At 43.3% G+C, this 21821-nt stretch carries 25 protein-coding genes and 1 pseudogene; 15 read left to right on the top strand and 11 right to left on the bottom strand.

Annotated features, from left to right (window positions below):
• Positions 1-41: 41 nt before the first annotated feature.
• The 6 genes and pseudogenes from K6V21_RS25320 (at position 42) to K6V21_RS25340 (ending at position 6054) form a co-directional block, all read left to right on the top strand.
• Positions 42-941, top strand: a complete 900-nt coding sequence (locus K6V21_RS25320) for a flagellar motor protein MotB (protein WP_224320295.1) — start codon at positions 42-44, stop codon at positions 939-941.
• A 263-nt stretch (positions 942-1204) separates the two neighbouring features.
• The gene (locus tag K6V21_RS25325) at positions 1205-3493 is read left to right on the top strand and encodes an NADP-dependent malic enzyme (RefSeq protein ID WP_224320296.1); all 2289 of its coding nucleotides are present in this window, start codon (positions 1205-1207) and stop codon (positions 3491-3493) included.
• A 430-nt stretch (positions 3494-3923) separates the two neighbouring features.
• Positions 3924-5261 (top strand): NADP-specific glutamate dehydrogenase, encoded by a 1338-nt coding sequence (locus K6V21_RS25330; protein WP_224320297.1) that lies wholly within the window; start codon positions 3924-3926, stop codon positions 5259-5261.
• A gap of 360 nt (positions 5262-5621) precedes the next feature.
• Positions 5622-5759, top strand: a complete 138-nt coding sequence (locus K6V21_RS26790) for a hypothetical protein (protein ID WP_309493863.1) — start codon at positions 5622-5624, stop codon at positions 5757-5759.
• 6 nt (positions 5760-5765) lie between these two features.
• Positions 5766-5861 (top strand): annotated as a pseudogene (locus K6V21_RS26795) (DUF3791 domain-containing protein); the annotation flags it as partial.
• A gap of 34 nt (positions 5862-5895) precedes the next feature.
• Complete coding sequence (locus K6V21_RS25340; protein WP_224320298.1) at positions 5896-6054, top strand: DUF3791 domain-containing protein; 159 nt, start codon at positions 5896-5898, stop codon at positions 6052-6054.
• A 79-nt stretch (positions 6055-6133) separates the two neighbouring features.
• On the opposite strand, the gene K6V21_RS25345 is transcribed toward K6V21_RS25340, so the two are convergent.
• Genes K6V21_RS25345 through K6V21_RS25355 form a run of 3 tightly spaced genes read right to left on the bottom strand, consistent with a single transcriptional unit; the run spans position 6134 to position 7049 of the window.
• The gene (locus tag K6V21_RS25345; protein ID WP_217715345.1) at positions 6134-6352 is read right to left on the bottom strand and encodes a hypothetical protein; all 219 of its coding nucleotides are present in this window, start codon (positions 6350-6352) and stop codon (positions 6134-6136) included.
• The gene (locus tag K6V21_RS25350) at positions 6349-6768 is read right to left on the bottom strand and encodes a DUF3990 domain-containing protein (RefSeq protein WP_254883045.1); all 420 of its coding nucleotides are present in this window, start codon (positions 6766-6768) and stop codon (positions 6349-6351) included. The genes K6V21_RS25345 and K6V21_RS25350 overlap by 4 nt, the downstream gene beginning before the upstream one ends.
• 53 nt (positions 6769-6821) lie before the next feature.
• Positions 6822-7049, bottom strand: a complete 228-nt coding sequence (locus K6V21_RS25355; protein WP_224320299.1) for a DUF3791 domain-containing protein — start codon at positions 7047-7049, stop codon at positions 6822-6824.
• Between the two features lie 594 nt (positions 7050-7643).
• Here K6V21_RS25355 and K6V21_RS25360 point away from each other — a divergent pair.
• Positions 7644-8252, top strand: a complete 609-nt coding sequence (locus tag K6V21_RS25360; RefSeq protein WP_224320300.1) for an HU family DNA-binding protein — start codon at positions 7644-7646, stop codon at positions 8250-8252.
• Between the two features lie 13 nt (positions 8253-8265).
• Here K6V21_RS25360 and nadD read toward each other — a convergent pair whose 3' ends face one another.
• From nadD to K6V21_RS25390, 6 genes are all read right to left on the bottom strand, one after another.
• Complete coding sequence (gene nadD / locus K6V21_RS25365; RefSeq protein ID WP_224320301.1) at positions 8266-8835, bottom strand: nicotinate (nicotinamide) nucleotide adenylyltransferase; 570 nt, start codon at positions 8833-8835, stop codon at positions 8266-8268.
• Positions 8832-9035, bottom strand: a complete 204-nt coding sequence (locus K6V21_RS25370) for a hypothetical protein (RefSeq protein WP_217715340.1) — start codon at positions 9033-9035, stop codon at positions 8832-8834. Before K6V21_RS25370 ends, nadD begins: the two co-directional genes overlap by 4 nt.
• 9 nt (positions 9036-9044) lie before the next feature.
• Positions 9045-9608, bottom strand: coding sequence for a guanylate kinase (gene gmk / locus K6V21_RS25375; protein WP_224320302.1), 564 nt, complete (start codon positions 9606-9608; stop codon positions 9045-9047).
• A 13-nt stretch (positions 9609-9621) separates the two neighbouring features.
• A complete protein-coding gene (locus tag K6V21_RS25380) occupies positions 9622-10500 on the bottom strand; it encodes a YicC/YloC family endoribonuclease (protein WP_224320303.1) in 879 nt (292 codons plus the stop codon).
• 82 nt (positions 10501-10582) lie between these two features.
• On the bottom strand, positions 10583-11512 hold the full coding sequence (locus K6V21_RS25385) for a DUF3137 domain-containing protein (RefSeq protein ID WP_224320304.1): 930 nt from the start codon (positions 11510-11512) through the stop codon (positions 10583-10585).
• 11 nt (positions 11513-11523) lie between these two features.
• Positions 11524-12075, bottom strand: a complete 552-nt coding sequence (locus K6V21_RS25390) for a LemA family protein (protein WP_118296668.1) — start codon at positions 12073-12075, stop codon at positions 11524-11526.
• A 203-nt stretch (positions 12076-12278) separates the two neighbouring features.
• Between K6V21_RS25390 and tsaB the strand changes: the two genes are divergently transcribed.
• From tsaB to rseP, 7 genes are all read left to right on the top strand, one after another.
• Positions 12279-12971: a tRNA (adenosine(37)-N6)-threonylcarbamoyltransferase complex dimerization subunit type 1 TsaB gene (gene tsaB / locus K6V21_RS25395; protein ID WP_022210863.1), complete on the top strand. Its 693-nt coding sequence runs from the start codon at positions 12279-12281 to the stop codon at positions 12969-12971.
• Between the two features lie 3 nt (positions 12972-12974).
• A complete protein-coding gene (locus tag K6V21_RS25400; protein ID WP_224320305.1) occupies positions 12975-13595 on the top strand; it encodes a DUF4290 domain-containing protein in 621 nt (206 codons plus the stop codon).
• An 89-nt stretch (positions 13596-13684) separates the two neighbouring features.
• Positions 13685-14989 carry a UDP-N-acetylglucosamine 1-carboxyvinyltransferase gene (gene murA / locus K6V21_RS25405; RefSeq protein ID WP_118464194.1) on the top strand — a complete coding sequence of 435 codons (1305 nt, stop codon included), beginning with the start codon at positions 13685-13687 and terminating at the stop codon, positions 14987-14989.
• A 42-nt stretch (positions 14990-15031) separates the two neighbouring features.
• A complete protein-coding gene (rimM, locus tag K6V21_RS25410; protein WP_224320306.1) occupies positions 15032-15568 on the top strand; it encodes a ribosome maturation factor RimM in 537 nt (178 codons plus the stop codon).
• Positions 15569-15610: 42 nt separating this feature from the next.
• Positions 15611-16471 (top strand): M23 family metallopeptidase, encoded by an 861-nt coding sequence (locus K6V21_RS25415; RefSeq protein WP_007667822.1) that lies wholly within the window; start codon positions 15611-15613, stop codon positions 16469-16471.
• A gap of 11 nt (positions 16472-16482) precedes the next feature.
• Positions 16483-17634: a 1-deoxy-D-xylulose-5-phosphate reductoisomerase gene (locus K6V21_RS25420; protein ID WP_224320307.1), complete on the top strand. Its 1152-nt coding sequence runs from the start codon at positions 16483-16485 to the stop codon at positions 17632-17634.
• Between the two features lie 141 nt (positions 17635-17775).
• Positions 17776-19110, top strand: coding sequence for an RIP metalloprotease RseP (gene rseP, locus K6V21_RS25425; protein ID WP_224320308.1), 1335 nt, complete (start codon positions 17776-17778; stop codon positions 19108-19110).
• Positions 19111-19191: 81 nt separating this feature from the next.
• Here rseP and K6V21_RS25430 read toward each other — a convergent pair whose 3' ends face one another.
• On the bottom strand, positions 19192-19842 hold the full coding sequence (locus tag K6V21_RS25430) for a hypothetical protein (RefSeq protein WP_224320309.1): 651 nt from the start codon (positions 19840-19842) through the stop codon (positions 19192-19194).
• A gap of 79 nt (positions 19843-19921) precedes the next feature.
• Positions 19922-20821, bottom strand: a complete 900-nt coding sequence (locus tag K6V21_RS25435; protein WP_217715335.1) for a diaminopimelate dehydrogenase — start codon at positions 20819-20821, stop codon at positions 19922-19924.
• Between the two features lie 251 nt (positions 20822-21072).
• Here K6V21_RS25435 and ruvA point away from each other — a divergent pair, with 251 nt between their 5' ends.
• Positions 21073-21678, top strand: coding sequence for a Holliday junction branch migration protein RuvA (ruvA, locus tag K6V21_RS25440; RefSeq protein ID WP_224320310.1), 606 nt, complete (start codon positions 21073-21075; stop codon positions 21676-21678).
• The last annotated feature ends 143 nt before the right edge of the window (positions 21679-21821 follow it).

Genomic DNA, 21821 nt, shown 5'->3' on the forward strand with positions numbered 1-21821 from the left:
CTTATCTTTGCGCCCAGTAAACATTTAATAAAGAAAGATTTATGAAACGTACAAAATTAGCTGCATCCTTTCTGTTGGTCGCAACTCTATTCCTGACAGGATGTGTGACCAAGAAGGAATTTGTGAATCTTCAAACAGATTATAACAAACTGAAAGACGAAAAGTCTGCTCTCGACAAGTCATATCAGGACGCACAAATCCAGCTTGCCGAATACCGTACACAATCTAAAAGCTTGGAGGATCGCCTAAGCGAAGCCAGAAAAAATAATCAGGAGCTGCGTAACAGTTACGCTACCCTGCAAGGATCGCTCGACAAGAGTCTCCAGCAGAACTCACAAGGCAACATCAACATCTCCAAACTGGTAGATGAAATCAATGCCTCCAACCGCTACATCAAGCAATTAGTGGATGCCAAGAGCAAGTCGGACTCATTGAACGTTATGCTGACCAACAACCTGACCCGCTCCCTGAGCCGCGAGGAATTGAAAGAAGTAGATGTGAAAGTACTGAAAGGTGTGGTTTACATCTCTTTAGCAGACAATATGCTCTACAAGAGCGGCAGTTATGAAATCAACGAACGCGCCGGCGAAACGTTGAGCAAGATTGCCAAGATTATCACCGACTACAAAGATTACGAAGTACTGGTAGAGGGTAATACGGACAACGTCCCCATCTCACGTACCAATATCCGCAATAACTGGGATTTGAGTGCCCTACGTGCCTCATCTGTAGTACAAGAATTGCAGAATAAATATGGCGTTGACCCTAAACGGCTTTCTGCTGCCGGACGTGGTGAGTACAATCCTATCACAGACAATGATTCCGAACTGGGCAAACAACGCAACCGCCGTACACAAATCATTGTTACACCCCGACTCGACCAGTTCCTGGAGTTGATAGATAAGGCTCCGGAAGCTGAAGGAGAAACGGCTACAGAATAAAGAAAAGCCATCTACTGCTGTATTTTCACAGGTAGAGGTATTTAAAAGCAGTCTATACTCAGACTATTTACAAACAATAAGGCGAAAGACTTTTCAGTCCTTCGCCTTATTGTTTGTTTCCCCCCCTCATCCTTGCTTTGACTTCCGACAGATTAAGTACTATTTAATAGTTTTTATTGCATGCGGACTTACACTTTATCACATTTATTCCTACCTTTGCGGCAAAATTATAACTTTTAACTAACAACTCATAATCAACTACCATGGCTAAGATAACTAAAGAAGCTGCCTTGCTGTATCACTCACAAGGCAAACCAGGTAAGATAGAGGTAGTGCCTACCAAGCCCTACAGTACCCAAACCGATCTTTCGCTTGCTTACTCTCCCGGTGTGGCGGAGCCGTGCCTCGAAATAGAAAAGAATCCGCAGGATGCTTATAAATATACAGCGAAAGGAAACTTGGTTGCTGTAATCTCCAACGGTACTGCTGTACTCGGTCTTGGTGACATAGGTGCGTTGAGCGGTAAGCCCGTAATGGAAGGCAAAGGACTTCTGTTCAAAATTTATGCCGGAATCGACGTATTCGATATTGAAGTAAACGAAAAAGATCCCGAAAAATTCATCGAAGCTGTAAAGGCCATTGCTCCTACCTTCGGTGGTATCAACCTGGAAGATATCAAAGCACCTGAGTGCTTCGAAATAGAGCGTCGTTTGAAAGAAGAGCTCGATATCCCTGTGATGCACGATGACCAGCATGGCACGGCCATCATCTCCAGTGCCGGACTTGTGAACGCTTTGCAGGTAGCAGGCAAGAATATTGAAGATGTAAAAATCGTAGTGAATGGTGCCGGTGCATCTGCCGTATCTTGTACAAAACTGTATGTTTCACTGGGTGCTCGCTTGGAAAACATCGTGATGCTGGATAGTAAAGGTGTAATCAGCAAAGCACGTACCGATCTCAACGAACAGAAACGCTACTTCGCTACTGATCGCACAGATATCCACACCTTGGAAGAAGCCATCAAAGGTGCTGACGTATTCCTGGGATTATCCAAAGGAAACGTTCTGTCGCAGGACATGGTACGCAGCATGGCCCCGTCTCCTATCGTTTTCGCACTGGCTAACCCTACACCGGAAATCTCTTATGAAGATGCCATGTCAGCACGTCCCGACGTACTGATGGCAACCGGACGTTCGGACTACCCGAATCAGATTAATAATGTAATCGGTTTCCCCTATATCTTCCGCGGCGCACTCGACACGCAAGCTAAAGCCATCAACGAGGAAATGAAGATTGCCGCTGTACACGCTATCGCTAATCTGGCAAAACAGCCTGTACCCGATGTTGTGAACGAGGCTTACCACGTAAACAACTTCAGTTTCGGCCCTGAATACTTCATCCCGAAACCGGTTGACCCGCGCCTTATCACCGAAGTGTCCTGCGCCGTAGCACGTGCAGCCATGGAAAGTGGCGTAGCCCGCAAGAACATCGAAGACTGGGATGCCTACTGCGTACAGCTCCGCGAACTGATGGGTTACGAAAGCAAACTGACCCGTCAGCTTTACGACACCGCCCGCCGCAATCCGCAACGTGTGGTATTTGCCGAAGGTTCTCACCCCAATATGCTGAAAGCAGCCGTAGAAGCCAAAGCCGAAGGTATCTGCCATCCTATCGTTTTAGGTAACGACGAGACCATTGAGAAACTGGCAAAGGAACTCGACCTCAGCCTGGAAGGTATCGAAATCGTAAACCTGCGCCATCCGAACGAGGCATCACGCCGCGAACGTTATGCCCGCATCCTTTCTGAAAAGCGTGCCCGCCAGGGTGCCACCTACGAAGAAGCCAACGACAAGATGTTCGAACGCAACTACTTCGGTATGATGATGGTGGAAACAGGCGATGCGGATGCATTCATCACCGGCCTTTATACGAAATACAGCAACACTATCAAGGTAGCCAAGGAAGTCATCGGCATACAACCGCAATACAAGCATTTCGGTACGATGCACATCCTGAACTCCAAGAAGGGAACGTATTTCCTTGCCGACACGTTAATCAACCGTCACCCCAATGCCGAAACATTGATTGATATTGCCAAACTGTCGGAGCATACCGTGCGTTTCTTCAACCATACCCCGGTAATGGCCATGCTGAGTTACTCCAACTTTGGCGCAGACACCGAAGGTAGTCCGGTAAGCGTACACGAAGCCGTAGAGTACATGCAGCAAAACTATCCTGATCTTGCCATTGACGGTGAAATGCAGGTGAACTTCGCCATGGACCGCAAGATGCGTGACGCCAAATATCCTTTCACCCGCTTGAAAGGCAAGGATGTGAACACCCTCGTATTCCCGAACCTGAGCTCTGCCAACTCCGCATACAAACTGTTGCAAGCCATGAATACGGAAATGGAATTGATTGGCCCGATACAAATGGGACTGAACAAACCTATCCACTTCACCGACTTCGAAAGTTCCGTGCGCGACATCGTAAATATCACCGCAGTAGCCGTTATCGATGCTATCGTAGACAAAAAGAAAGCAGGTAAATGAGACGTCCGTTATCGAAATCACAAAGTGTTTGCATTGTACTGCTTTGGGCAGCACTTTGCTACATAGTTCTGACTACTGTCGAACGAATTGATGGCCCAGTCATCATGACGCTTATCATTTCGGCAGCGTTAGTGTTCATTCCGGTAATAAAATCATTAAAGAGAGGATAAATAATGTCTTTTTATTCCTTTTTGCGGTAGAAAACAATAAAAATGTTGTTTTCTACCGCATTTTCTTTATAAATTGTTTGTTTGTCTCATTTTTATGTGTACTTTTGCAACCGCAACAGAGAAAAAGGGAAACGAGATACGAGGAAACAAGTTACAAGGAATTCCCTGCGGCAGCGCAAATGCCTTATCAACTGAATCCCTCGTCAACTTGTCAACTGAACTCTCGTCAACTGAAAAATAACCAATAAAAGAAATAGATTATGAACGCAGCTAAGGTATTAGAAGATTTGAAGAGACGGTTCCCCAACGAACCAGAGTATCATCAGGCAGTGGAAGAAGTACTTTCTACAATTGAAGAAGAGTACAACAAACACCCGGAGTTTGACAAAGTCAATCTGATTGAACGTCTTTGCATCCCCGATCGTGTTTACCAGTTCCGCGTGACTTGGATGGACGATAAGGGTAACATTCAAACCAACATGGGTTATCGCGTTCAACACAACAACGCTATCGGCCCGTACAAAGGTGGTATCCGTTTCCACGCTTCTGTAAACCTTTCAATCCTGAAATTCCTTGCTTTCGAGCAGACTTTCAAAAACTCACTGACTACGCTGCCTATGGGTGGTGGTAAAGGTGGTTCCGACTTCTCTCCGCGCGGTAAATCCAATGCCGAAGTAATGCGTTTCGTACAAGCATTCATGCTGGAACTGTGGCGTCACATTGGTCCTGAAACTGACGTTCCTGCCGGTGACATCGGTGTAGGTGGTCGTGAAGTAGGTTTCATGTTCGGTATGTACAAGAAGCTGACTCGTGAATTTACCGGTACATTCACTGGTAAAGGCCGTGAGTTCGGTGGTTCACTGATTCGTCCGGAAGCTACCGGTTACGGTAACATCTACTTCCTGATGGAAATGCTGAAGAAGCAAGGTACCGACTTGAAAGGCAAGACTTGTCTGATTTCAGGTTCCGGTAACGTAGCTCAATATACTGCTGAAAAAGTTCTCGAACTGGGTGGTAAAGTTCTGACAATGTCCGACTCTGACGGTTACGTTTACGACCCGGCAGGTATCGACCGCGAGAAACTGGATTACATCATGGAATTGAAAAACCTCTACCGTGGACGTATCCGCGAATATGCAGAGCAATATCCGGGTGTTAAGTATGTAGAAGGAGCTAAACCTTGGGGTGAAAAAGCTGACATCGCTCTGCCTTCTGCAACTCAGAACGAACTGAACGGCGATCACGCTCGCCAGTTAGTAGCAAACGGCTGTATAGCTGTTTCCGAAGGTGCTAACATGCCTTCTACTCCGGAAGCTATCAAAGTATTCCAGGATGCCAAAATTCTGTATGCCCCGGGTAAGGCTGCCAATGCAGGTGGTGTATCAGTATCCGGCCTCGAAATGACTCAGAACTCTATCAAACTGAGCTGGAGCTCTGAAGAGGTAGACGAGAAACTGAAGAGCATCATGAAGAACATTCACGAAGCCTGCGTACAGTATGGTACAGAAGCTGACGGTTATGTGAACTACGTGAAGGGTGCTAACGTTGCCGGATTCATGAAGGTGGCAAAAGCTATGATGGCACAAGGTATCGTGTAAAGAAAGCTATAGTTGTTATATATGAGAATCCCCTTTGCACCCGGTGTGAAGGGGATTTTCTTTATAACTCGTCGTCTTCAACCTCATCGGATATCCAAGTAGAAGCAATTTCACAGACCGCACAGTCATCCGTATAAGCCACACCGTTATCCTCCATCCACCTTTCTATCCAGAATTTCATGCGTTCGTTTTTAAATGCGAACCACTCTTCATATAAATATTTCTATTCTGTTTTCACATCAAACACTTCCTCAAATATATAGTGTACTTCACTTTATTTCAGTAAAAATACTACCTTTGATACACTTTTCCAAAGATAATCTCTATTTTTGCAGTAATAGCTTTATTCTTTAATATATTATGCCAGTAACAGAAGAAGAATTAAAAACGATATTTGCATCCTCATGCATCGAGTCCGCTGCCCGTGCTATTGGATGTCCGGCATCAGAAATGTATTTGCGCATGAAGCGCATCAATCTGATTGAGAACTATATTTGAGAATTTTATGATGTCCTTCATACCCAAAGCAGGGAATATGTGACAGAAGATATCCTGAAAACATTGAATATTTGGGAAAAGAAAGCTGGAATAAATCACTAATTCAAAAGAAAAATATATGTTGAGTGACCTTCTTATGTGGAACAAAATCGGAGGAATCGTAATGCGACTTTCCGAAAAGCTGGAGATTTCTCCATTACGTGCTTTGGATGTTTTCTATACATCAACAGTTTGCAACCGTCTGCATGACCCTGAAACCGAACTATGCACTTTCAGTGATGCTTATTGTAGATGAAATTATTATGGAGATTCGTAACAATAAGTATGTATAAAATCAAATATTTCATACTTTGTTTTCATATCAAAATATCTCCTCAAATATATTTCCCTGTAAGCAGTTCTTTCTTCAAATAACAATACACATACTTGGGACTTTGTGTATAGAGTCCAATTTCCGCATCATCCAATTTCCTGAAAAGTTCCGAATGATATATAGCTTTCATAGCGGTTATCATATCCCAACGGAATTCATCCATCAGATAAATAACCATCTGACTGACGATGCTTTGCACCAAATACTCTTTCGTACTCATATCTTCTTTAGTAAATTAATAGCCTTTACGGTGCCGAAATAATACTGTTTATTCAGTTTCTTATATTCTAAAGCTTTAGTCAATGCCGCTAAATCTATAAATCCATCCCTAAACAGCCCTATTTGCAAAGCCACTCCATCATCAGCTATAGGGCCTATCACAACATCATAATCATGTATAACCTTATTCGCAGGATTATATCGATTTGATATAATAAATTGTGCCCATTCTTCCGTAGGGCCTTCAAAAACCTTCACTTGAAGCGTCCCATCCTTCAAATAGTTCTCATCAAATCCATACTTCAGCACACATGGGGAACTTTTAGGAACAAATCTCGACTTACGAATAGCCATATCCTTTGCCTGCTGTTCAATATCAGTGAGATAGAATCCTTTTCCAAAATCCTTGTAAGGCATACATCTATCTAAATCAATAGAATGAATATCTATATATGTCCCATGATATAATATCATTCCAACTTTCCTCCATTATTTTTACATATAATACTCAAATCCCTAACAGCATCTTCTATAGATAACAAATGTTCTGCCGCATAACATTCATCCAGAAAAGCCACCCCTCCATATCGTTCCAGATAATTGAATGATTCCAGCAATGACATGTCATACTGCCTGGCAAAAGCATTAACACAGAAGTTAATATACTTCACTTTATTATCATCTATAGAATGTTCCATTTGCATATTATTTAAAACTCTCTTTTACAAAGGAACAAATTAATAGGAGGATTTGCAAATGTATTAAGTGAATTTTAAATTCTTTGCATTAAAGCATAAACCTTTTTCTTTATCAATCACGACAAAATATCCTGTTTCTTTTGGGTTTCATGCACTCACTTGGTTTATTACCTTTTTCTCATTTTCGGTTTGACAAATTATAGCAAATGTTGTTATAAGCATGTTTAAATAATCTTTTGCAAAAGTAAACAGAATAAACCAGAAAACAGAAGAAAGCGTAGTAAATCTGGCCAGCAAGAGCCAAGCCTTGATACCTTAATAAAACTAATACCATCCTTACTAAAAACTAATCCCCGCACCGCAAGGAACTAATAATTTGTTGCCTAAAAATTATTCATACATCAATTGTTGTAAGATAATTCTATAATTATTGTAAGAGAATAGAACAATTATTGTAAGAAACTACTATATTTGTAGTATGAATATTTTTTAGTATCTGAGATATTAGTTCGTAGCACATCCGACATTAGTTTCTTGCGGTTCCGGTGCCAGTTTGTTTCTACGGAAGTATAAACCTCTTAAAACAATGTATATATGAGTACTTTTTATGACCTCTACGAAACACCGGACCCCAGTGGCGAAGGCAAGAAGAAACCACTGCACGCACGCGTACACTCCAAAGGCACCATTACGGCAAAAGAATTTCAGGAACGGGTGATGAAGGAACAGCACATGCCGCACGCTATGATAGTAGGCATCATGCAAGCCATCAGCAATGCGCTGGGCGACTGGCTTGCCGAAGGCTACAATGTGGAATTTGACGAGTTGGGCTACTTCAGCACTACACTGAAATGCACACGGCCCGCTATGAACAAGAAAGATATCCGTGCCGAATCCGTACGGTTCGAAACGGTGAAGTTCCGTCCAAGCAAAGAATTTAAAAAATACGTGAGGTATCAAATGCATTTGGAAAGACTGGACAAGAAGATGGCAACAAAGAAACCGGCAGTAGCCCCGGAAAAAAGAAAAGAAATGATGCTGAAATTCCTGGAAGCAAACATCTGCATCACACGCGCCGAGTACTCCCGCCTGACGAATATAACGGACCGCCGTGCCAGTAGTGATTTGCAGGAATATCTGGCAGAAGGCATTATCCGCAAACGGGGTGGAGGACGTTCAGTGGTTTATATAAAAAATCAGTGATAATCGGTCTCTTTTACCGAGGAAACCTGAATGAAAGCGCCTCGTAGACCGCAGGATGGAGGAAGTAACGAACATCTTTCCCTTCCTCCATCGCCCGGCGAATAAAGGTAGAGCTGATTTCGAAAGTAGGCGAAGAAGCTACTTTTACATTCTTCGAAAGGGAATCGGAAGAAACCGGATAACCGGGACGGGGGTACACAAGAATATGGTTTTCAGCAAGAATACGCTCCGACTGATACCAGCGGGGAAAAAGCACCCAGTTGTCCGAACCAATAATCAAATGAAATTCCCGGTCGGGATAGGTTTCTTTCAGTTTATCCAATGTATGGATGGTATAGGACGGACGGGGCAGATTAAACTCAATATCAGAAGCTTTAAACTTGGGATACCCCGCAATGGCAAGTTGAACCAACTTCAAACGGAAGGTATCATCCATCAATTCATCTTCTTCCTTCAACGGATTATGAGGGGTTACGAGAAACCACACTTCATCCAACCCTTCATACTCGCAAAGATAATTGGCGAGGGCAAGGTGTCCGATGTGTACCGGATTGAAGGAGCCACTGAAGATACCCGTTTTCATTCTTTTATTTTCATACGTTTCCAGCAAGTATAAACATTGATGCAGCTTGAAAGCAGTACCACAGACATACCAATAATGATTGTCCATTGCAGGTAATACAAAGCAATCAACCCTGACACAAGAGAAACAAGTGCCAGGAGAACGTTGAGGATCAACAATGCTTTGTTTTGTTTGGGAGAAACAGGCTTCGGGTTATACATAGGAGCCAATTATTCGGATAAAAACTCTGTAATTACCTGCAAAGCTTCCGCCTTTGCCTTCTCCAAATCATCATTTACAATGACTTTATCGAACTTAGGGGCAAACGTCAGTTCATATTCCGCCTTGGCTACGCGGGCTTCTATCACTTCGGGAGCATCCGTTCCACGTCCTATCAGACGTTTACGAAGTTCCTCTACCGAAGGAGGCTGAATGAATACTGACAGGGCACGGTCACCATAAAACTTCTTTATATTGCAGCCACCTACAACGTCCACATCAAAAACCACATTTTGTCCGGCAGCCAACTGAGCTTCTACCTGAGACTTCAATGTACCGTAATAACGGTCTTTATACACTTCTTCATATTCCAGGAACTCATCATTGGCAATGCGGGTACGGAATTCTTCGGGAGAAAGAAAGAAGTACTCCACTCCATGCTGTTCTGTTCCGCGTGGCGGACGACTGGTAGCGGAACAAGAAAAAGCCAGATTCAGGTTCTGCTCCAACAAATAGTTGATAATGGTTGATTTCCCTGACCCTGAAGGGGCTGAGAAGATAATAAGTTTAGCCATATTGAAATAGTAATTACATCACGTTCAATACCTGTTCTTTGATTTGCTCCAGCTCATCCTTCATCTGCACTACAATCTTCTGCATCTCGGCATGATTGGACTTGCTTCCCAACGTATTAATTTCACGTCCCATTTCCTGGGCAATGAAACCCAACTTCTTACCTTGCCCGCTTCCATCCTCCATAGTATTGATGAAGTATTTCAAGTGGTTGCTCAGACGTTGTTTTTCTTCGTTGATATCCAGTTTCTCAATGTAGTAGATGAGTTCCTGCTCCAGACGGTTCTTGTCATAGTCCACGCTGATGGTCTTTTCCAAAGCATCCGTGATGCGTTCTTTGATTTTCTCTACACGCTCTTTTTCGTACGGATCAACAGAAGTCAGCAACTTGGCAATGTTGGAAATCTTTTCGCGGAATTTCTTCTCTAAAGCCGCGCCTTCCTGTATACGGAAATCAACAAGGTTCCGAATGGCCTGAAGCACAGTGGCATGAACAGCTTTCCATTCTTCCTCGCTCAGTTCCTGAATATCGTTCTTTGTCATCACGTCCGGCATGCGGAGCAAAGTAGAGAACCAGTCTTCAGGTGCAGGGATGCCTGTCGTTTCGGAGATGGTGCGAATCCGTTCGTAATACGCCACTACCACATCCTGATTAATGGGAGTAACCAGTTCACAGGCATCTTTTTTATCAATCCACAGACTGAAATCCACTTTACCACGTTCCAGTGCCTTAGCAATTTCGTTACGGATTTCTATTTCTTTTTCCCGGTAGAGGGGAGCGATGCGGGTTGACAGATCCATCGCTTTACTATTGAGCGATTTGATTTCTACATTGATTTTCTTATCGGACAGTTCAGCGGTCGCTTTACCGTATCCGGTCATGGATTGTATCATAAGATTCTTTAGTTTTCCGCAAAATTACATGAATATTTTCATTAGTGAAAATTATTCAAGAAATAAGTGATGTGTTTATCGCTTACTCTTTACTCCAAATACGTGTGTTCAAGTTCAGTTCATCTACAATTTCCAGCAAGGATTGAAGCACTGCAAAGTCCGATTTAAGGATGCTCATATCATTCAAAGAACTCCACACATCCGCTTCAAACCGGTTCTTTGAATCCGGAATGGCGACCAGAATCGTAGAATTCCGGAAACTGATGGTAACTCCTTTCTTGAAATTGCTGTCCAACTTCAACATTCTTTCCATCATGGAAGGGGTAATCAGATAGCGGGCCTCAATCTGGTTCGTGGAAAAGACATCAAAGACTTTTTCAAAATCGGGATTTTCCATTTTCACTCTTGAAGCCCCCATCTTAATTTTGAAAAAGCTATCCCGCAAAACAGTCGTTTCTCCCTGAAATTCCTTATGGAAGTCAGCAATGAAAAGAAATCCTTTGAAAATATCTTCCCAATAATATTGCACTCCATTCTTGGTAGAACGAGCCCTACGCTCTTCAGCATGTACTTCGGAACAGATAAAGCTGGTTTTATCCAGACATCCTTCTATCAGATCTTCGGCATGATAACGGTCGGGAGAAGTAAACAGTCCGCTATTTCTAAAAAGATCCTCACCCACTCCGTCATTCGGAGAATAGGTCGCATTCGGACAAAAGGCATGGATTATTTCATCTACCACTTCTTCTTTATAAAAAGAGGAGAATATTTTCGACTTATTATTGATACAAGTAATAAGAATGATAACAGAAATAACAACAATGACTATCGGACCAAAGATCCCTTCCAATTTAAGTATTAACAAAGCGATCACTCCTACTACCAGAAAAATAGCAGCATAAATCAAACCCTCTGAACGCCCTTTCCTCAGGAGTTCCTTACGTTTATTTTCCAGAACTTGCAATGTGGGGGCCAGTTTCTGCGCCAGAGAGTCAAAATCTACATAATCCATTGCCGGCTATTTTATGAATTGAACAAGTTCTTTACATCCGGAGTTGCACGTTCTGCTTCCGGAATTGTCAGCACCGCTTTTCTTGTAAAGCCAAACATACCTGCCAACAGATTTGTAGGGAAAGTCTGGACAGCATTATTGTAATCGGTTACAGAGGCATTGTAAGTGCGGCGGGCAGCTGCCAGCTGTTCTTCCGTTTCATTGAGCGAACGCTGCAATTGCAGGAAATTTTCAGAAGCTTTTAGTTCGGGATAGTTCTCCGCCACTGCAAAGAATTGAGTACGCACTTTGGAAAACATTTTGTCAAACTCCGCCTTTTCGCTGTCATTAAGAGAAGTGTAAGTCTTGTTGCGCATTTCCGTTATTGCAGCAAATGTATCAGCTTCATGCTTGGCATATTGCTGAACGGTTGCAACCAGATTGGGTATCAAATCGAAGCGGCGTTTTAACATGACATCGATAGTGGAAAAAGCATTTTCTATCTGATTTCTCTTTCTCACCAATGAGTTGTACATCGAAATCACCACCAAAATAAAAAGTACAATAATAATAGCTACGATCATAATTACAGATACAACGACCTCCTTGTGCCGGTTATTTTATGTTAACGAATTCAGCGTTTATTCCTAAAATCAGACAGCAAAGATAGAAATAATCTAAAAACCTGCCAATTATGCTGTAAGAAAGATACCGAACCCTTTTTGGATTCGCTTGTGTATCTGAAAATAAACCTGTAAATTTGCCACAATTAAACTAACAAAAGACTATGTCGTGTATCTTACATATTGAAACGTCCACCTCGGCATGCTCCGTTGCTGTGAGTGAAGATGGACAAAATGTATTTAACAAAGAAGACCTGAACGGCCCGTCTCATGCCGCTCTGCTGGGAGTATTTATAGACGAAGCTCTGTCGTTTGCCGACAGTCATGCCATGCCGATTGATGCAGTGGCGGTGAGTTGCGGACCGGGTTCTTACACCGGACTGCGTATCGGCGTATCTATGGCGAAAGGAGTTTGTTACGGACGTAATATTCCGCTGATCGGTCTTCCGACATTGAAGGTGCAATGCGTACCGGTATTGCTTTATCATGATGAATTGCCCGAAGACGCATTGCTATGCCCGATGATCGATGCACGCCGCATGGAGGTATATGCTGCCATCTACGACCGTGCCTTGAAACCTGTGCGCGACATAGCCGCTGACATTGTAGACGAAAACTCTTATACGGAATTTCTGGATCAACATCCCGTTTATTTCTTTGGAGACGGAGCCGCCAAGTGCAAAGATAAGATAACTCATCCCAATGCGCACTTCATTGACGATATTCGTCCGCTGGCAAAGATGATGTTCCCACTTGCTGAAAAAGCAATAGCCGAAAACGACTTTAAGGATGTAGCTTATTTTGAACCATTCTACCTGAAAGAGTTTGTAGCTTCCCAACCGAAAAAACTTTTATAATATATGCAATATAACACTCAACAAAAGCGGATGCCTTTGCCGGAATACGGACGCAGCATCCAAAATATGGTTAGCCATGCGTTGACAATCGAAGACCGTGCTGAACGCCAACGTTGCGCAAACACCATTATCAACATTATGGGTAATATGTTCCCGCATCTGCGTGATGTACCCGATTTTAAACATAAACTATGGGATCATCTGGCTATCATGTCCGACTTCAAACTGGACATTGATTACCCTTACGAAATTATCCGCAAAGATAATTTGAATACCCGCCCGGAAGTGATTCCCTATCCCAGTACCAAAATCCGTTACCGCCACTATGGCCGTACACTGGAAGTATTGATAAAGAAAGCAATTGACTTTCCCGAAGGAGATGAAAAGCAGAATCTGATTGCCTTGATCTGCAACCACATGAAGAAAGACTACATGACCTGGAACAAGGATACGGTAGACGACCGCAAGATTGCAGAAGATCTTAATGAATATTCGGGTGGCAAATTGCAGATGACGGATAGCATCATCAAACTGATGGCTGAACGTATTAATCAGAACTACCGTCCGAAAGTAAACAATCAGAATAACCGGAGAGATAACCGGAATAATAAGAGAAAGTACTAATAGATTTATGATTTCAGATTTATGATTTATAAGCGGCAGGTCCGTTCATAAATCATAAATTATAAATCATAAGTCATAAATCCCAATTTATGGCATCATTCGTAATTGAAGGAGGACACAGATTATCCGGCGAGATTCATCCGCAAGGCGCAAAAAACGAGGTATTGCAGATTATCTGCGCCACGCTGCTGACAGCCGAAGAGGTGACCGTACATAACATTCCGGATATACTGGACGTCAACAATCTCATTCAATTGATGCGTGACATGGGCGTTACGGTATCCAGAAAAGGGCTTGATACGTATTGTTTCAAAGCTGAAAAGCTAGATTTGAGTTATCTGGAAAGTGATGAATTCCTGAAGAAATGTTCCAGTCTGCGAGGTTCGGTTATGTTAATCGGCCCGATGGTGGCACGCTTCCATAAAGCGATGATATCAAAACCGGGTGGGGACAAGATAGGACGCAGACGTCTGGATACCCACTTTATCGGTATACAGAACCTGGGTGCAGATTTCTCGTACAACGCAGAACGCGAAGCGTATGAGATTTCAGCTTGCGAACTGAAAGGCACCTACATGTTGCTGGACGAAGCTTCGGTAACCGGAACTGCCAACATCGTGATGGCAGCTGTACTGGCCAAAGGAACAACCACGATTTATAATGCTGCCTGCGAACCGTATCTGCAACAACTTTGCAAGATGCTGAATCGTATGGGCGCCAAGATACAAGGCATTGCCTCCAATCTGTTGACCATTGAAGGAGTGGACGAACTACACGGTACCGAACATACGATACTTCCCGATATGATCGAAGTCGGCAGTTTTATCGGTATGGCAGCCATGACGCAAAGTGAGCTCACCATCAAGAATGTTTCTTATGAAAACCTGGGCATCATCCCTGAAAGTTTCCGCCGTCTGGGCATCAAACTAGAACAACAGGGAGACGATATCTATGTTCCTGCACAGGAAACGTATCAGATAGAGTCGTTCATAGATGGTTCCATTATGACTATTGCCGATGCTCCCTGGCCGGGCCTGACGCCGGACTTGCTGAGTGTAATGCTCGTAGTTGCCACTCAGGCAAAAGGCAGCGTGCTTATCCATCAGAAGATGTTCGAAAGTCGCCTGTTCTTCGTGGATAAACTAATAGATATGGGAGCACAGATTATTCTTTGCGATCCTCACCGTGCCGTCGTCATTGGCCATAACCATGCCATGCGTCTGCGAGGCGGGAATATGACTTCACCTGATATTCGTGCCGGTATTGCATTGCTGATTGCCGCCATGAGTGCGGAAGGAAGCAGTCGTATCCACAACATTGAACAAATAGACCGAGGGTATCAGGATATTGAAAGACGCCTGAATGCTATCGGAGCAAGAATTACGAGAATATGATATGGGATGGTAGAAGATGATTAAGAATGGTAGGATGATAAGATGATAAAAAGAGAAGATGTATATAAGATAGGAGTATTCAACAAACCGCACGGCATTCACGGTGAGTTGTCATTCACATTCACCGATGACATTTTTGACCGGGTGGAAGCTGAATACCTGATCTGCCTGTTGGATGGTATTTTCGTACCTTTCTTCCTGGAGGAATACCGTTTCCGCTCCGACTCCACTGCATTGGTAAAGCTGGAAGGAGTAGACACGGCAGAACGTGCACGGATGTTCACCAACGTGGAAGTTTATTTTCCTGCCAAACATGCCGAAGATGCCGGACCGGGAGAACTAACCTGGGATTTCTTTGTAGGTTTCCACGTAGAAGAAGTTAACCACGGAGACTTGGGAGAAGTGACAGAGGTGGATACTGCAACCATCAACACCTTGTTTGTAGTTGATCATCAGGGAGAAGAGTTACTGATTCCTGCACAAGAAGAATTCATCCTGAACATTGACCAAAAGCACAAAGTAATCACAATGGATTTACCCGAAGGATTGCTGGCTTTGGATGAAACAGAGGAAGTGTAATATGAGTGATAAAGCGATAGGGCGATAAAGTGATAAACGCATATGGTGAAAAAGAAACGACATAAAGCATTCTGGAGTAATATCAAATTCAAATATAAGCTGACTATCATCAACGAGAATACACTCGAAGAAGTAGTTGGTCTCCGTGTATCCAAGCTAAACGGCATCTCGGTATTACTTTCTGTGCTGACTGTTTTATTTCTGGTTGCCTCAGTTATCATTGCTTTCACTCCGTTGCGTAACTACTTGCCGGGATATATGAACAGTGAAATCCGTGCCCAAGTGGTAGAGAATGCTTTACGAGTAGATTCACTTCAACAGTTGGTAGATCGCCAGAATTTGTATATCATGAATATACAGGATATTTTCAGTGGGACCATACGGGTAGATACTGTGCACAATATGGACTCACTGACTACCGTACGCGAAGACTCGTTGATGGAACGCACACAGCGGGAAGCGGAGTTCCGGAAACAATATGAAGAAACAGAAAAGTATAATCTGACAAGCATTACAGCCCGCCCGGACATAGAAGGATTGATATTTTATCGTCCCACGCGAGGGATGATTACAGAAAAATTTGATGCTGACAGAAAACATTACGGTACGGATATCGCCGCCAATCCCGGAGAGAGCGTACTTGCTACGCTGGATGGTACAGTTATCTTGAGTACTTATACGGCCGAAACAGGGTATGTGATAGAAGTACAACATAATCAAGACTTTATATCCGTATATAAGCATTGCAGTTCCTTATTGAAACGTGAAGGAGACACTGTACAGGCCGGAGAGGCTATTGCTTTGGTAGGAAACAGCGGACAACTGACAACCGGTCCTCACCTGCACTTTGAGTTATGGCACAAAGGACGGGCGGTGAATCCGGAACAATATATTGTATTTTAAGTGATAGATAAATGAAAAAACAAATTGCTATACTCGGTTCTACCGGCTCCATAGGTACGCAGGCATTACAGGTGATTGAAGAACAATCCGACCAGTACGAAGCGTATGTGCTGACCGCCAACAACCGTGTAGAAGAACTCATTGCTCAGGCTCGGAAATTCAAGCCTGAAGCGGTAGTTATAGCCAACGAAACGAAATATGCCCAACTGAAAGAAGCCCTCGCCGACCTGCCTATCAAAGTATATGCAGGAACGGATGCTATCTGCCAGATTGTGGAAGACTCGGAAATTGACATCGTACTGACCGCGATGGTAGGTTATGCCGGACTGAAACCAACCATGAATGCTATTCGTGCCCGTAAGCCTATCGCTCTTGCCAACAAGGAGACGCTTGTTGTGGCAGGTGAGCTGATTAACGATATGGCACGCCTATCCGGTACACCTATATTACCGGTAGATTCCGAACATTCAGCCGTTTTCCAATGTTTAGCGGGGGAACTCGGCAATCCGATAGAGAAGGTGATCCTTACGGCATCCGGTGGTCCGTTCCGCAATTGCACAATGGAGCAACTGGCTACGGTAACCAAAGCCCAAGCCTTGAAACATCCTAATTGGGATATGGGAGCGAAGATCACGATTGATTCCGCTTCAATGATGAACAAAGGGTTCGAGGTGATAGAAGCAAAATGGTTATTCGGTGTACGTCCGGATCAGATTGAAGTGGTAGTACATCCGCAATCTATTATACATTCGATGGTGCAGTTTGAAGACGGTGCAGTAAAGGCACAATTGGGTATGCCGGATATGCGTCTGCCTATTCAGTATGCATTCTCTTATCCGCAACGCTTGAAGGCTTCATTTCCCCGGTTAGATTTCAAGATGTGCACAAACCTGACATTCGAACAACCGGATACCACCCGTTTCCGTAATCTGGCTTTGGCTTACGAAGCTTTGCATAAAGGCGGAAATATGCCTTGTATCGTAAATGCAGCCAATGAAGTGGTAGTTGCCGCTTTCCTGCGGGATGAGATTTCATTCCTCGGCATGAGTGACGTGATAGAGAGAGCAATGTCTATCGTATCATTTGTGGCAAAACCGGAATATGAAGACTATGTAGCTACGGATGCGATGACACGCCGTATTGCACAAGAGTTGATAAAATAAATCGTACAGGTATAAATAGAGTATCTCAATTCCCCTCTTCCTCGGAGGAGGGGTGCCCGAAGGGCGGGGTACTCCTCCTCCCGGGAAGAGGAGGATAAGAATAGTAAATAGTAGTTAATAGTAAAATAGAAAAATTATTAGATGGAAACATTTTTGATTCGTGCCCTGCAACTCATTATGAGCCTTTCGTTGCTCGTTATCGTTCATGAGGGAGGGCACTTCCTCTTCGCCCGTCTTTTCAAGACACGGGTAGAAAAGTTTTGTTTGTTCTTCGACCCTTGGTTTACCCTGTTCAAGTTCAAGCCGAAAAATAGTGATACGGAATATGGTATTGGTTGGCTGCCGTTAGGTGGTTATGTAAAGATAGCAGGTATGATAGATGAGTCTATGGATACCGAACAGATGCAACAGCCAATGCAACCGTGGGAGTTCCGGGCCAAACCGGCATGGCAACGGTTGTTAATCATGATAGGTGGTGTATTGTTCAATTTCATATTGGCATTATTCATCTATTCTATGATACTTTTTACTTGGGGAGATGAATACGTACCGGTACAAAAAGCTCCGTTGGGTATGGAATTCAACGAAACGGCAAAAGCTATCGGTTTCCGTGACGGTGACGTACTGATATCTGCTGATGGTGTACCCTTTGAACGTTACGGTGGTGATATGCTGACAAGCGTTGTCGATGCCCGCCAAGTAACAGTACGCCGTGATGGGCAAGAGGTATCCGTTTATATTCCTGAGAATTTTATGGAGCGTCTGCTGGCAGACAGTGTACGTTTTGCCTCATTCCGCTATCCATATGTTATTGATAGTATTTGTGCCAACCGTCCTGCTGCCCTTGCCGGCCTGCAAGCGGGTGACAGTATTATGCAATTGGACGGAAAGAACATTGCTTATTTCGATTTCAAAGAAGAGATGTTACGCCGTCAGAAAGCGGATTCGGCTTCTCATAATATCACATTGACTTATGCACGTGCCGGAGTAATAGATACTATAACTTTTGCTACAGATTCAATCTATGAGATAGGTGTAGTAGCACGTACGGCAACCAATCAGTTACTGCCGGTTGTAAAGAAAGAATATAGTTTTCTAGCCTCTTTCCCCGCTGGTGCAGCATTGGGAGTACAAACTCTGAAAGGCTATGTAGGACAGATGAAATATCTCTTCTCTAAAGAGGGCGCCAAGCAATTGGGTGGCTTCGGAACTATCGGAAGCATCTTCCCTGCTACATGGGATTGGCATCAGTTCTGGTACATGACAGCATTCCTTTCTATTATCCTCGCCTTCATGAATATTTTGCCTATTCCGGCACTGGATGGCGGACATGTACTATTCCTTATTTATGAGATTGTGGCTCGTCGCAAACCAAGTGATAAATTTATGGAGCGTGCGCAAATGGTGGGTATGTTCCTGCTATTCGGATTGCTGCTTTGGGCAAACTTTAATGATATTCTACGGTTCCTGTTCTAGTAATACAATACAAAAGAAGCTGAATCATTACTGATTCAGCTTCTTTTGTATTGTATTACCACATAACGACAGATGAGAATACTATTCTTTCACCAACATCCGATAAGTAGTATCCGTTAGGCAGTACAGTACGTCAAAAGCAACGTCACGAGGCAACTTAACCTTCATCTTCATACGTCCAAATCCGTCCACAAGGTGTTCCTGTATAAGTGGCTGCATCATCAATGCATCATACAGTGGACGAGAATTTTCATGATTATCAGGGAAGTCAATCTCAAGCTCCCACTTATAGGTACCTTCTTCATTCGGCAAAAGATAATAAATATTTGAGATACTATGCGTGAACTGTCTATCCGGCTCTAATGAATAGCTGAATCCCCCTTCTTCATCGAAATTAACGCCTATTCCAGAAAAAGAGTCATCCTCCATAAACCCATCCATCTTCTCAAAGAGTACAGTGGGACAAGTACAACGATAATCACTAATGTTATCCTTACCATTCTCATCCTCATAATGGTATTCATGCTCGAAGCGTTTCATTTTCTTCAGGTAGAACCGCTTCATAGCCCGATAATTATCTTCTAAATAACGCTTGTTGATACTATATATCAACTCGTCCAGTTCATCTGAAATTTCTTCCAAAACCTTACATCTTTTTCCGGCAACAGTGCTTTTCAGCAATGCTTCAAGATCGGAAGAGAGAGCAAGGATTTTGTCTTGCAGCTTTGACATGTGAGTCTTAAAATTATGATAATTATGATATCAGATATAAGAAGAAAAAGACCGGAGAGTATTCCCCAGTCTCATTTTCTTACACTAAGTGTCCGATCCACTCTTCACGATCTCCCGGCAAAAGATCAATAACCGGAACCTCTACCATAGTGTAACAACCAGGTTGTTGACGCATGGAAGCGCGAGCTACACAAACCAATACCTGAGCAGTTAGTGCAGGATTATTAATGCGCATATTGAACTCAAACAATTGATTCTGAGTTTTACCGGAAACACCTTTACGAGTGAGGTTTACACCATGTCCCATGTCAAGCAAAGCATCTACGCTGGGAACTAATTTCACATGTGTCTCGTCATTCACAAAGTATGGATCTGCTTTGATGGCAGCAGACACTTTATCAAACTCATAACCGTCTTTCAATTCGATATAAACCATGCGACGGTGAATACCTGTTCCGGTAGGAATAGTCATGGAAAGAGCAGCCTTTACACCATCAATAGCTTTTACAGCTACTGTATGTCCCATACTCATTCCCGGACCAAAGTTTGTATAAGTAATTCCTTTCGGAGCAATAGCTTCCAACAGGGTACGTACGATAGAGTCGCTTCCCGGGTCCCAACCTGCAGAAATAATAGAAACTGCTTTATGTTCTTTTGCAGAAGCAGACAGCGTGCGACGCAAATCGACAATACCGGTATGGATATCGAAGCTGTCAACCGTATTGATGCCAAGTGCAAGGATTTCTTTAGCATAATTCTCTACACTGCGGGTTGGCGTGCAAAGAATTGCAACATCAACACCTTCCAATTCCTTGATATTCTTTACAACAGGGTATTCACTCAGTTCTGCGGGACGGTTTTCAGCTCCAGTGCGGCGTACTACGCCGGCAATTTCAAAGTCGGGAGCCGCTTGCAACGCTTCGAGCACGTATTGCCCGATATTGCCATAGCCAACAATGGCTGCTCTTACTTTTTTCATTCTTTTATTGAATTTATTTATCAGTTTTCTATTTTATCGGCACAAAAGTAATCATTTTCATTCAATTTAACCACAAAACGATTCAGTGTTCCACAGAGTTTTTTCTTTATTAAGACTTCTTTCAAACTTATGTACCTTCAATAACTTACCACTCTAAAACAATTTCCAAAGGAAAAAGTTCCCTGAAACTCTTCTGAGTCTGTAATGAAGAAACACAATATTCTTCGCGCGCATGCGTTATAGTAAGTATTATGATAGAATACATTAGAGGCGGACTTGCCGAGCTCAGCCCGGCAACCGCAGTTATCGACTGTAACGGATTGGGATATGCCGTTAATATTTCATTAAATACGTATGCTGCCATCCAAAGCAAAAAAGAGTGTAAACTGTATATCTACGAGGCTATACGTGAGGATGCATACATCCTTTACGGCTTTGCAGATAAACAAGAGCGTGAATTATTCTTGTTACTGATTTCCGTTTCGGGCATTGGCGGCAATACTGCACGAATGATACTTTCAGCACTTTCACCGGCAGAACTGGTGAATGTTATCAGTACTGAAAATGCCAATTTACTGAAGACAGTGAAAGGTATCGGACTAAAAACAGCTCAACGGGTGATTGTAGATTTGAAAGATAAAATCAAGACAGGTGCCGCAACCTCAGGAAGTTCGATAGGAAGTCTTGGCGGAATGCTATCTGCTGCTAATGCACAGGTGCAGGAAGAAGCTATTGCAGCATTAACAATGTTGGGATTTGCACAGGCACCATCACAAAAGGTAGTTTTGGCAATATTGAAAGAAGAGCCGGATGCACCGGTGGAACAGGTTATTAAGTTGGCGCTGAAAAGACTTTAATTTAGCACTATGCGCTAAATTAAGTGACAAGCGACGAGCGACGAGCGACAAGAACTTTTCAGCGTGATAGCCGAGCGGATAATTATTCGCCCACGAGTATACTCAGTAACTTGTTACCCGTAGCTTGTAGCTCGTAACTTATT

Source organism: Bacteroides cellulosilyticus (genome assembly GCF_020091405.1).
Lineage (GTDB): Bacteria > Bacteroidota > Bacteroidia > Bacteroidales > Bacteroidaceae > Bacteroides.

Excerpts from the sequence above, each read along its gene's own strand:
- K6V21_RS25320 (WP_224320295.1), top strand. The coding sequence starts at position 42 with ATGAAACGTACAAAATTAGCTGCATCCTTTCTGTTGGTCGCAACTCTA.
- K6V21_RS25325 (WP_224320296.1), top strand. The coding sequence starts at position 1,205 with ATGGCTAAGATAACTAAAGAAGCTGCCTTGCTGTATCACTCACAAGGC.
- K6V21_RS25330 (WP_224320297.1), top strand. The coding sequence starts at position 3,924 with ATGAACGCAGCTAAGGTATTAGAAGATTTGAAGAGACGGTTCCCCAAC.
- K6V21_RS26790 (WP_309493863.1), top strand. The coding sequence starts at position 5,622 with ATGCCAGTAACAGAAGAAGAATTAAAAACGATATTTGCATCCTCATGC.
- K6V21_RS25340 (WP_224320298.1), top strand. The coding sequence starts at position 5,896 with ATGTGGAACAAAATCGGAGGAATCGTAATGCGACTTTCCGAAAAGCTG.
- K6V21_RS25345 (WP_217715345.1), bottom strand. The coding sequence starts at position 6,352 with ATGAGTACGAAAGAGTATTTGGTGCAAAGCATCGTCAGTCAGATGGTT.
- K6V21_RS25350 (WP_254883045.1), bottom strand. The coding sequence starts at position 6,768 with ATGCCTTACAAGGATTTTGGAAAAGGATTCTATCTCACTGATATTGAA.
- K6V21_RS25355 (WP_224320299.1), bottom strand. The coding sequence starts at position 7,049 with ATGGAACATTCTATAGATGATAATAAAGTGAAGTATATTAACTTCTGT.
- K6V21_RS25360 (WP_224320300.1), top strand. The coding sequence starts at position 7,644 with ATGAGTACTTTTTATGACCTCTACGAAACACCGGACCCCAGTGGCGAA.
- nadD (WP_224320301.1), bottom strand. The coding sequence starts at position 8,835 with ATGAAAACGGGTATCTTCAGTGGCTCCTTCAATCCGGTACACATCGGA.
- K6V21_RS25370 (WP_217715340.1), bottom strand. The coding sequence starts at position 9,035 with ATGTATAACCCGAAGCCTGTTTCTCCCAAACAAAACAAAGCATTGTTG.
- gmk (WP_224320302.1), bottom strand. The coding sequence starts at position 9,608 with ATGGCTAAACTTATTATCTTCTCAGCCCCTTCAGGGTCAGGGAAATCA.
- K6V21_RS25380 (WP_224320303.1), bottom strand. The coding sequence starts at position 10,500 with ATGATACAATCCATGACCGGATACGGTAAAGCGACCGCTGAACTGTCC.
- K6V21_RS25385 (WP_224320304.1), bottom strand. The coding sequence starts at position 11,512 with ATGGATTATGTAGATTTTGACTCTCTGGCGCAGAAACTGGCCCCCACA.
- K6V21_RS25390 (WP_118296668.1), bottom strand. The coding sequence starts at position 12,075 with ATGATCGTAGCTATTATTATTGTACTTTTTATTTTGGTGGTGATTTCG.
- tsaB (WP_022210863.1), top strand. The coding sequence starts at position 12,279 with ATGTCGTGTATCTTACATATTGAAACGTCCACCTCGGCATGCTCCGTT.
- K6V21_RS25400 (WP_224320305.1), top strand. The coding sequence starts at position 12,975 with ATGCAATATAACACTCAACAAAAGCGGATGCCTTTGCCGGAATACGGA.
- murA (WP_118464194.1), top strand. The coding sequence starts at position 13,685 with ATGGCATCATTCGTAATTGAAGGAGGACACAGATTATCCGGCGAGATT.
- rimM (WP_224320306.1), top strand. The coding sequence starts at position 15,032 with ATGATAAAAAGAGAAGATGTATATAAGATAGGAGTATTCAACAAACCG.
- K6V21_RS25415 (WP_007667822.1), top strand. The coding sequence starts at position 15,611 with ATGGTGAAAAAGAAACGACATAAAGCATTCTGGAGTAATATCAAATTC.
- K6V21_RS25420 (WP_224320307.1), top strand. The coding sequence starts at position 16,483 with ATGAAAAAACAAATTGCTATACTCGGTTCTACCGGCTCCATAGGTACG.
- rseP (WP_224320308.1), top strand. The coding sequence starts at position 17,776 with ATGGAAACATTTTTGATTCGTGCCCTGCAACTCATTATGAGCCTTTCG.
- K6V21_RS25430 (WP_224320309.1), bottom strand. The coding sequence starts at position 19,842 with ATGTCAAAGCTGCAAGACAAAATCCTTGCTCTCTCTTCCGATCTTGAA.
- K6V21_RS25435 (WP_217715335.1), bottom strand. The coding sequence starts at position 20,821 with ATGAAAAAAGTAAGAGCAGCCATTGTTGGCTATGGCAATATCGGGCAA.
- ruvA (WP_224320310.1), top strand. The coding sequence starts at position 21,073 with ATGATAGAATACATTAGAGGCGGACTTGCCGAGCTCAGCCCGGCAACC.